Below are 9,123 nucleotides of genomic sequence, written 5' to 3' on the forward strand. Positions count from 1 at the left end.
AATTGTCTATCAATTTCTTTTAATTTGAGCGTGTAAATACCTCACTTTATACACTTTATAATACTGTATTTATTTCTGATGGATCATTGATAATAAAATCAGGATTCGAATGAAGTAATAATCTTGCATCATGTGCACCCCAAGTTACTGCTGCCGATTGTACACCAGCTCGTTGTCCCATCTCAACATCAAATGTTGAATCTCCAATGTAAACAGTATGTTGACTATTTAAATTATAGCGTTGCAAAATCGTATGTATGCCTTCAGGATCCGGTTTATATTTACTTACTTGATCAGAACCAACAGCTTCAGTAATTAAATGATTTAATCCAATCGCTGTTAAATTTCTTTCAAGTACATCACTTTTTTTACTAGATACCACGAAAAGCTTTTTCCCTTGCTTATACAAACTTGTAATGGCTTCAGTTATACCCGCAAATTCATAAATATAGTCCTTTTCAATAGATTGATATGTATGTCTAAATGTATCGATTAACTTTGCTAATGCTGCTTCATCTAATGGTCGATCTGCTAATTTTAAAAATGATTCTTCAATAGGTATTCCCATATAATACGTTATTTCTTTAGATAATGGTTCTGTTAAGCCACATGCTTTAAATGCACTTTGTGTAGCTACTTCACCACATTTTTTCGTATCTGCTAATGTGCCATCGAAATCAAAAATATAATTATCAAACTTCACTAATAACACCCCTATTCGTTTATTAATAATATTATACTATAATTTAATATTTGAATAAAAAAATAATCGATAATATTATCATAGAAACATAATATTATCGACTATCATTTATTTATTCTAAATTAGCATGATTTTGTTGCATCGTTTGTTCTGACACATTCATCTCAGTCATCAGCCCCATCACGACACTGTCTAAAAATAATTGTGATGCTTGTTCAAATAAACTTCCTAGTGGTTGTGCTGAACCTTGTTCATCATATTTTGTGCCTGCAGGTAAAACGATATTCGCTCCAGCTAGATTACCTATTGCAGAATCTTTATTTGTGGTAATTAATACGATATCAGCACCTACTGATTTCGCTTTATCTGCTAACAATTTTAAATGTTCCGTAGAACCTGAACCAGAGATAATTACAAATACATCATTCGACTTAATCGCAGGTGTCGTTGATTCTCCAACAACATGTGCCTGTTTGCCGAGTTGATTTAATCGCATTGCAAAGCTATTTGCTACGAATCCTGAACGACCTTTGCCAGCTACAAATATATGTTCAGCATTTAGTATTTGGTCCGCAAACGTTGAAAACTCATCCGCTTCAACATGTGACAAAGTCATTTTTAATTCATCAAGAATTAATTGATAATTACTAAAAGTAGCCATATTATTTACCTTCAATAGCCGCTCGACATTGTTTTGCTGCTTCAACCGGATCGTCTGCATTCGCAATTCCGCCACCAACAATTACAAGGTCAGGATTTTCAGCAACAATCGTTTTAATTGTATCTGGTTTAATTCCACCTGCTACTGCCACTTTAGAATTTTTAATTACTGATTTAACTGTTCTTAAACTTTCTAGAGGTGATTGTCCTTCAGCTTGTAAATCATAACCAGTGTGTACTGCAATGTAGTCAGCACCCATTTCATCTAATTCTTTTGCACGTTTTTCCAAGTCTTGAACAGCAATCATATCAACTAGTAATTGTTTATTATTTTTATGAGCTTCTTCGATAGCTGCTTTAATTGATGCATCTTCAGCAACACCTAGAATTGTAATTACATCAGCACCAAATTTAATTGCTTGGCTAACTTCGTAATCAGCTGCATCCATAATTTTCATGTCTGCTAATACTTTTACATTACTAATGTTGTCTGCCATATGTTTAACTGCTGGTAAACCTTCGTTGTAAATGATTGGCGTACCGATTTCTACGATATCTACATAATCTTTTACTTTATTTGCTAACTCAGCCGCGTCTTCTTTGTTTAATAAATCAATTGCTAATTGTAATTCCACTATAAATCATCCTTCCAATGCTTTTTTCTATCTATTGGAAACTTTCCCGAGGCGATTCTTAATTAAACATTGCAATCAATTCATTTCATCAACATGAATTTTCGCAACATTTTTAGGACAAGCTTCGTCATCTAAATATATCTCAACATTTGGGTGTTTGTGAAGTAATGTGGCTGGTACATCAATAGAAATTTCTTGATTTAATAAATGTGTAATAGCTGCTCGTTTCTTTTCACCAAACGCGAGTAAAATGATACGTTTAGCTTGAAGTATATTCTTAAGTCCCATCGAAATAGCTTGCTTTGGAACATCATCTTCGTTTTCAAAATATCGACTATTAGCCTTAATTGTACTCTCAGTCAAATCAACGATATGAGTGACGCTATCAAACGGCGTACCAGGCTCATTGAATCCAATATGACCATTTTCACCAATACCTAAAATTTGAATATCACGTTGACCTTGTTGTTCTAAAACGTCATTATATCTTGATGCTTCCGCATTCATGTCATGGGCATCTCCGTTCGGAATGTGTATGTTTTTTCTATTAAAATAAGGATATTGTTTAAAAAGCATGTCATCCATATAATAGTGATAACTTTGCGGATGTGATGCGGTCAAACCTACATATTCGTCTAAATTAAACGTGGATACATTGTCTACGTTTAACTGATTTTTATTTAATAACTTAACAAGTTGTTCGTATAAGTCTGTCATTGTCCCACCAGTTGCTAATCCAAGTTTACATTGCTGGTTAAATGCCATCTCTTTATATAACTCACATGCAACATAGAATGATGCTTGTTTTTTTGATCCTAAGTTTAATACTTTCATTGTTTACATGCCTCCACAAATTTAATACATTTTAAAACTTATGAATTCATTCATACACCATTAATATAGCATCATTTTTAATGTTTAACACTTTTCAAATTCCAACAAATTTTTGATTTTTAAAAGCAAGCAAAGATGATAATGAACGATTGTGTTATTCATAGTAATTCCCCTTCCCAAAAATTAATTTATAAATAATTGAGCAATCGTATACAATTATTGAATAGTTTTTAGTAAAATAGAAAGATAAACACATTGATAGTGTAAGGAGTGAACGTGTTGGAACCAATAAAAGAACAAGAAGTTTTAGATTTACTTGCTTCTTATGAACATAAACCTGTGTATCTGCATGTTGAAACAACAAATGGTGCCTATGCAAACCATTTCGATCAACGTGTTTTTAATGCTGGTACATTTTTAAGAAATATACAAGTAACATATACGCATGCACAACTAAAAGGTGGCAATAAAGAACCTTATCGCATTGGTCTTAAACTATCAAATGGTGGTTGGGTTTATGTACAAGGTCTAACGCATTTTGAGGTCAATGAGAATGATGAATTTTTAATTGCAGGTTTTAATTACGAAGGTCAACTTGCTGCAGCACTTCAAATTAGTGAGCGACCATTTAATTTATAGAGGAGGCATCAACATGACTGACGAAAGACATGTATTAGTAATATTTCCACATCCTGATGATGAAACCTTCTCATCTGCAGGTACTTTAGCAAGTTATATTCAAAAAGGCATACCTGTAACATATGCATGTTTAACACTAGGACAAATGGGCAGAAATTTAGGTAATCCCCCATTTGCAACACGTGAATCTTTACCAAGTATTCGTGAGCGTGAACTAGAAGAAGCTTGTAAAGTTATTGGTATTACTGATTTAAGAAAAATGGGTTTACGTGACAAAACTGTCGAATTTGAACCCTATGAACATATAGATGGTATGATTAAATCTTTAATCGATGATACAAATCCATCATTGATTATTTCATTTTATCCTGGATATGCAGTACATCCTGATCACGAAGCAACAGCAGACGCTGTAATTCGAACGGTTGAACGCATGCCTAAAGAAGAACGTCCTCGTTTAACTTTAGTTGCGTTCAGTAATGATGCAACCGAAGCACTTGGAGAACCTGATATCCAAAATGATATTACAGATTTTAAAGAACTTAAAATTAAGGCATTTGAAGCACATGCTTCTCAAACAGGCCCATTTTTAAAACAATTAGCAAGTCCTGAAATCGATGGTAAACAACACAGTTTTTTAACAGTCGAGCCATATTGGACATATCACTTTAAATCTTAACGGAGGAAAATAATGACTGAATTTGATTTATCGACACGAGAAGGTCGTTGGAAACACTTCGGTTCCGTAGACCCTATTGAAGGCACGAAACCTACTACTAAGAACGAAATGACAGATTTACAAAGTACACATAAAGATTTCTTATTTGAAATAGAAGAAGTTGGTATTAAAAACTTAGTGTACCCTGTACTTGTTGACCAGTATCAAACAGCTGGCACATTTAGTTTTTCAACAAGTTTAACAAAAGACGAAAAAGGTATTAACATGAGCCGTATTATTGAAAGTGTTGAAAAGCACTATGATAATGGTATTGAACTTGAATTTAATACACTTTATCAGGTATTACGCACTTTACAAACGAATATGAAACAAAATGCGGCAGGCGTTGATGTTTCTGGAAAATGGTTCTTTGATCGCTATAGTCCAACCACAAATATTAAAGCAGTTGGTAATGCCGATGTCACTTATGGATTAGCAATTGACGGAAATCAAGTTACACGTAAAGAACTTACTATTGAAGCAACTGTTACAACGTTATGCCCTTGTTCAAAAGAGATAAGTGAATATTCTGCCCACAACCAACGTGGTGTTGTCACTGTTAAAACATATATTAATAAAGATCAAGACATAGTTGATGACTATAAAAACAAAATTTTAGATGCAATGGAAGCTAATGCAAGTTCAATTCTATACCCTATTTTAAAACGTCCTGATGAAAAACGTGTGACAGAGCGTGCATATGAAAATCCACGTTTTGTCGAAGACTTAATTCGTTTAATTGCCGCGGACTTAGTTGAATTTGACTGGTTAGACGGTTTCGATATCGAATGTCGTAATGAAGAGTCTATCCATCAACATGATGCTTTCGCTAAATTAAAGTATCGCAAATAGTATCATATGAATAATTCAAACGCGTAACAGTAGTTGCGCGTTTTTATTATACCTCCTAGAGTTATATATATATCTCTTTTATAAATCTTCTCATTTGATGTTCCTGAGTCATAAATCAATATCCTAAGCTCTACAATGGTATATTGGCCGTAGTTGACTGAATAACTACGACAATTATAAATATCAAAACTTGTTATTTTATATGTAAACACATTTTCCAGTTAAAAGAAGTAATTAAATATTATGTGATATAATTATAAAAAATAGACATAAGTGGTGTTGTAAATGAATTATTTTGTAGGTAATAGTTTAGGTGTTAATTTAACTGGAATAGAGAAAGCAATTATTAATCGTTTAAATTTATTTAAAGAAATGGGAAGACCTGCGCAATGCGTATTTCTGTCATGGAATAGGTTTTTATATAGAAATGCCCAAAATTATATCACTAGTTCTGACTATATTAATATGTATGATTTCTTCCAAGAAGCAACTTATTTAGAACGCAATGAAGCATTTGATTGGTTGTCATATTGGACTGATGAATGTCATTATACTTTAAAACCTGTTGAAAATAGTCATGACTTTAGAATATATGATCAAGAGCGTTTTTTAATGTATGCCCATTTTCAAGATCCTAAATATCGTATATTAGATTATGTGAATCATTTTGATAGTCAAAGAAGAAAAGTAAAACGGGATTTTTATGATGTGCGTGGCTTTTTAAGTTGTAGTAGAATCCTTGTTGATAAACAACAAACATTGTGTGAATTTTTCTATAACCCAGAGGGTGACACAAAATTAGAAAAATATTTTTCCTACAAAGATGACAAACCAGAAGTACAAAAAATAATTGTTTACTATGCTAACAAACAATATTTCTTTAATAATGAAACGGAATTAGGAGCATTTTTCATTAAACAGCTATATCACCATGGAGATTTATTTTTCAGTGATCGTAATGTGTATACAGCACCTATTTTCAATTTAACACCTGAGTCAATACCAGTAGTAGCTGTGCTTCACAGTACACATATTAAAAATATTGATGCATTAGATTCATCACCATTTAAAAATGTATATAAAGCGATGTTTGAAAATTTATCTCGATATCGTGCCATTATCGTTTCTACTGAGCAGCAAAAATTAGATGTTGAAAAACGTATTAACCATACTATTCCAGTTGTTAATATTCCTGTCGGCTATAGTGAAACCATTGATACACCAGTCCAAACATTAGATCAGCATAGTGTAAAATTAATTTCCGTTGCTCGTTACTCACCTGAAAAACAATTACATCAACAAATTGAATTAATTAAACGCCTAGTACCGTTTGTACCCAAAATAGAGCTTCATATGTATGGTTTTGGTTCTGAAAGTAAAAAATTAAATGAATTGATACAAAAATATGGATTGGAAAATCATGTTTACTTACGCGGCTTTTTAAGCAATCTAGACCAAGAATATAGCGATGCCTATTTGAGTTTAATAACAAGTAACATGGAAGGTTTCTCTTTAGCGCTACTTGAATCTTTAGCACATGGCGTTCCTGTTATAAGTTACGATATTAAATATGGACCTAGCGAATTGATTACGCCTGATTTCAATGGTTATTTAATTACTAAAAATGATGAAGATGCGTTATTTGAAAAAGTAAAATATGTCATCGACCATCCTGAAGTGCAGCAAAGGCTATCTAAAGGTAGTTTGACTAAGGCTCAACAATATAGCAAAGCGTCGTTAATTAATCAATGGGATCAATTTGTTCGTCTCATATAGAATTAAAGTACATCGTTTTATAAAAAAATAGCATTTTCCTATGTAATTTAACAAAACATGTAAGTTCGTATGAACTGCGGATTGTTAAAGAGATAATTCTAGGAAAATGCTTTTTCATTTTGACTTAGTTTAAAATTTTTTGCCACTTATTACTAACATTTGTCTCATTAAATTGCTGTGCATACTCTATACTATTAATCGAAAACTGTTGCAACTTTTGTTTATTATTTAATAATTGGTCGACTTTTCCAACCATTTGATTGATGTCGCCTTGAGGGACAAGGTAGCCATTAAAACCATCTTGAATAAGTTCAGATGGTCCATAATCTACATCATAACTGATCACTGGTGTACCTACTGAAAGTGACTCTAAAATCGCTAAGCCAAAACCTTCCATTTTACTCGTAGATAACATAAGTTCTGCTTTAGCAATTTCTTCATTAATATGCGTCTTAAAGCCATGAAATTTAACATGCTCCGATAAATGATAATCTTCAACAAGTTGTTGATATTCTGACAAACTATTTCCATGTCCATAAATATTCAATTGAATATTGGGATGCTTTGTTACTAATTGCTTAATCACTTCAATTTGATGTTTAATTTGTTTATTTTCAACTAAGCGAGCAATTGATATGATATGATTTTTCTCCTTTTGATTGATGTCAAATTGATGCTTTAAATTTGCCACGTAGCCAACCGGAATATTGATAACTGGTATTTTATTTTCAATATATTGTGAAATATCTTGGCATTGCTTTTCTGTTGATACAACAATCGCTTTGTAACGTGTTAAATGATTAAACACTGTTTTATAAAAACTTTTTATACTATTACCTGATAAATGTGTACTATGAAGAACTACGATCACTGGAATTTCTTTGCCTAGCCCTGCAACTATATCTCCTAATTCGTGTGGACGATCTAATATGATTTGGTCATTATTTTTACATAATTGATAAAGAAAATATTGAATTAATTCATCTTCTGTATCAAAAAATTGGTGATGTTGCTCTTCATTTAAGATGACCTTTGTGAGCGTATTTTTCCCTTTTATATCATCGAAATATTTTTGGATGACGATTTCCCCGTTCGGAGTATAATAATTTTCGAGTACAATTCGTTGTCCTTCACCTAAAATTCGAGAACAACTTAAAAATCCTCTTCCATCATACAATTCACGTTTAACTTTTCTTCTTTGATGATCAAAATAATTCACATAGTTTAATTGATGATACTGTTTATCTAAAAAATGGGCATACATTATAAATTGCTCTTCATCATATATTCTGACATCGTTAGAATTTTCAACAAATTTCAATGTGTACCTACAGAACTTTTCCCAATACTGTAACCAATTAACTTGCTTTGTCTTTTTATAATTAATTGCTTTTTGAAAATAGTCATACATTGTGAACACATCATTTTCAATCTGATGTTGCTTTGCATAATTGTATGAATAAGGGTTCCATTTAACATATACACATTTTGAGGATATGCCTTGTTGTTTGAACAACTTCAGTCTATTTATTTGTGCTTTTTCTACACCTGTAATTTTACTTTCTAAAATTGTTCCTAAAATGTAATTCATATTATCGCCTCATATAAGTTTTATTCCGTCTCTTTATTGTTTATTTTATATGAAAAATACATCCAATGCATGTGTAATCATAAAAAACCAGGTCACAAGGACCTGGATGAAGTAATATTATTTATTTTGTTTTTTACGACGACCGAATAACAATAATGAACCTAATGCTGCGAATAATCCGCCAAATAATGTTGCGTTATTTGAGCCGTTATTTTCACTACCTGTTTCTGGTAATGCTTTTGCTTTATTATTATGATCTTTTACAGTACTCATTGGCTTAACAGGTGTGTGCTTACCTGCATCTGAGTCTGAGTCGCTATCTGAGTCTGAGTCACTGTCTGAATCTGAATCGCTGTCTGAGTCTGAGTCGCTGTCTGAATCTGAGTCGCTGTCCGAATCTGAGTCACTATCTGAATCTGAGTCGCTGTCTGAATCTGAGTCGCTATCTGAATCTGAGTCGCTATCTGAATCTGAGTCGCTGTCTGAATCTGAGTCGCTGTCTGAATCTGAATCGCTATCTGAATCTGAGTCACTATCTGAATCTGAGTCACTATCTGAATCTGAGTCGCTGTCTGAGTCTGAGTCGCTGTCTGAGTCTGAGTCGCTGTCTGAATCTGAGTCGCTGTCTGAGTCTGAGTCGCTGTCTGAATCTGAGTCGCTGTCTGATGTTTCTTCTTCGAAGTATCCGTTATCAATTGTGAAATCATCATGATCC

11 protein-coding genes are annotated in these 9,123 nt (G+C 32.8%); 4 read left to right on the plus strand and 7 right to left on the minus strand.

The features are described 5' to 3' along the window. Window positions 1–55 precede the first annotated feature (55 nt). From CD116_RS12175 to nagB, 4 genes are all read right to left on the minus strand, one after another. Window positions 56–703 carry an HAD family hydrolase gene (locus tag CD116_RS12175; protein ID WP_047550154.1) on the minus strand — a complete coding sequence of 216 codons (648 nt, stop codon included), beginning with the start codon at window positions 701–703 and terminating at the stop codon, window positions 56–58. 112 nt (window positions 704–815) lie between these two features. Continuing rightward, window positions 816–1,364, minus strand: a complete 549-nt coding sequence (hxlB, locus tag CD116_RS12180; protein WP_047550158.1) for a 6-phospho-3-hexuloisomerase — start codon at window positions 1,362–1,364, stop codon at window positions 816–818. Between the two features lies 1 nt (window position 1,365). Continuing rightward, entirely contained in the window at window positions 1,366–1,998 is a 633-nt protein-coding gene (gene hxlA, locus CD116_RS12185) for a 3-hexulose-6-phosphate synthase (RefSeq protein WP_000422865.1), read from the minus strand. A 75-nt stretch (window positions 1,999–2,073) separates the two neighbouring features. Next, window positions 2,074–2,832: a glucosamine-6-phosphate deaminase gene (gene nagB / locus CD116_RS12190; RefSeq protein ID WP_047530163.1), complete on the minus strand. Its 759-nt coding sequence runs from the start codon at window positions 2,830–2,832 to the stop codon at window positions 2,074–2,076. A 276-nt stretch (window positions 2,833–3,108) separates the two neighbouring features. Here nagB and CD116_RS12195 point away from each other — a divergent pair, with 276 nt between their 5' ends. From CD116_RS12195 to sdgB, 4 genes are all read left to right on the plus strand, one after another. Next, the gene (locus CD116_RS12195) at window positions 3,109–3,471 is read left to right on the plus strand and encodes a YojF family protein (protein ID WP_078101733.1); all 363 of its coding nucleotides are present in this window, start codon (window positions 3,109–3,111) and stop codon (window positions 3,469–3,471) included. A 13-nt stretch (window positions 3,472–3,484) separates the two neighbouring features. Further along, window positions 3,485–4,150 (plus strand): bacillithiol biosynthesis deacetylase BshB2, encoded by a 666-nt coding sequence (bshB2, locus tag CD116_RS12200; RefSeq protein WP_000129068.1) that lies wholly within the window; start codon window positions 3,485–3,487, stop codon window positions 4,148–4,150. A 12-nt stretch (window positions 4,151–4,162) separates the two neighbouring features. Beyond that, window positions 4,163–5,041, plus strand: coding sequence for a GTP cyclohydrolase FolE2 (gene folE2 / locus CD116_RS12205; RefSeq protein WP_047427808.1), 879 nt, complete (start codon window positions 4,163–4,165; stop codon window positions 5,039–5,041). A gap of 285 nt (window positions 5,042–5,326) precedes the next feature. Next, window positions 5,327–6,817 carry a serine-aspartate repeat adhesin O-glycosyltransferase SdgB gene (sdgB, locus tag CD116_RS12215; protein WP_047550163.1) on the plus strand — a complete coding sequence of 497 codons (1,491 nt, stop codon included), beginning with the start codon at window positions 5,327–5,329 and terminating at the stop codon, window positions 6,815–6,817. 124 nt (window positions 6,818–6,941) lie between these two features. Here the strand turns inward: sdgB and sdgA are convergent, their stop codons facing one another. From sdgA to CD116_RS14025, 3 genes are all read right to left on the minus strand, one after another. Then, window positions 6,942–8,408: a serine-aspartate repeat adhesin O-glycosyltransferase SdgA gene (gene sdgA / locus CD116_RS12220; protein WP_047550167.1), complete on the minus strand. Its 1,467-nt coding sequence runs from the start codon at window positions 8,406–8,408 to the stop codon at window positions 6,942–6,944. A 117-nt stretch (window positions 8,409–8,525) separates the two neighbouring features. Further along, entirely contained in the window at window positions 8,526–8,681 is a 156-nt protein-coding gene (locus tag CD116_RS14020; protein WP_240625133.1) for an LPXTG cell wall anchor domain-containing protein, read from the minus strand. Then, the coding region (locus CD116_RS14025; RefSeq protein ID WP_240625135.1) for a hypothetical protein at window positions 8,678–9,123 on the minus strand (446 nt) is incomplete at its 5' end. The genes CD116_RS14025 and CD116_RS14020, both read right to left, overlap by 4 nt.

The sequence above is a fragment of the Staphylococcus schweitzeri genome, assembly GCF_002902405.1.
Classification (GTDB): domain Bacteria; phylum Bacillota; class Bacilli; order Staphylococcales; family Staphylococcaceae; genus Staphylococcus; species Staphylococcus schweitzeri.

Coding starts and splice junctions, on each gene's coding strand:
- hxlB (WP_047550158.1), bottom strand. CDS start 1,364: ATGGCTACTTTTAGTAATTATCAATTAATTCTTGATGAATTAAAAATG.
- CD116_RS14020 (WP_240625133.1), bottom strand. CDS start 8,681: ATGAGTACTGTAAAAGATCATAATAATAAAGCAAAAGCATTACCAGAA.
- folE2 (WP_047427808.1), top strand. CDS start 4,163: ATGACTGAATTTGATTTATCGACACGAGAAGGTCGTTGGAAACACTTC.
- nagB (WP_047530163.1), bottom strand. CDS start 2,832: ATGAAAGTATTAAACTTAGGATCAAAAAAACAAGCATCATTCTATGTT.
- sdgB (WP_047550163.1), top strand. CDS start 5,327: ATGAATTATTTTGTAGGTAATAGTTTAGGTGTTAATTTAACTGGAATA.
- sdgA (WP_047550167.1), bottom strand. CDS start 8,408: ATGAATTACATTTTAGGAACAATTTTAGAAAGTAAAATTACAGGTGTA.
- bshB2 (WP_000129068.1), top strand. CDS start 3,485: ATGACTGACGAAAGACATGTATTAGTAATATTTCCACATCCTGATGAT.